At 66.2% G+C, this 662-nt stretch carries 1 pseudogene; it reads left to right on the plus strand.

Features of this window, described 5'->3' with window-relative positions:
- A pseudogene (locus tag QZM72_RS35535) lies at nucleotides 1-662 on the plus strand (hypothetical protein); the annotation flags it as partial.

Consider the following 662-nt stretch of genomic DNA (forward strand, 5'->3'; position numbering starts at 1 on the left):
ATCGGCTCGCAGGGCAAAGCGAACGGCAATAACGCGGTCGCGGTGGGTAACAACCACGTGGCTGCGCTGGCTCAGAGTGCGATTGCGATCGGCGATGGCGCACAGTCCCTGGTTGGCACGACCAACGGCATTGCGGTGGGCAAGAACGCGACCATTGAGACGAACGTCGCCGACGCCATGGCGCTTGGTGCGAAGACCTACGTCGCTCGCGACGCCGAGGGCGCGGTGGCATTGGGTACGGGTTCGCAGGCGAATCGTGCGAATACCGTGTCGGTGGGCGGCGGCGTGGCCGGTACGCGCCAGATCGTCAACGTCGCGGCGGGTACGCAAGGCACGGACGCGGTGAATGTCGGTCAGTTGACCGGTGTTGTGACGGCGCTGGGCGGCGGCGCAAGCATCGCAGCCGACGGCAGCGTGCAAGCGCCGGCGTATCACGTGGGCGACAAGACGTACGGCAACGTAGGCGATGCGATCGCGGCTGCGGCCGAGACTGTCGGTGGCGGCATGGACCCGAGTGCAGTCGGCTACGACGACGAGGCAAAAGGCTCGATCACGCTGGCCGGTGAAAATGGTACGAAGTTGAAGAAGCTCGCCGCAGGGGACGTGAGCGCGACGAGCACGGACGCGGTGAACGGCTCGCAATTGCACGGCACGGCGCAAAG

It is taken from the genome of Burkholderia sp. AU45388, assembly GCF_030481585.1.
In the GTDB taxonomy this organism is placed as follows: Bacteria; Pseudomonadota; Gammaproteobacteria; order Burkholderiales; family Burkholderiaceae; genus Burkholderia; species Burkholderia sola.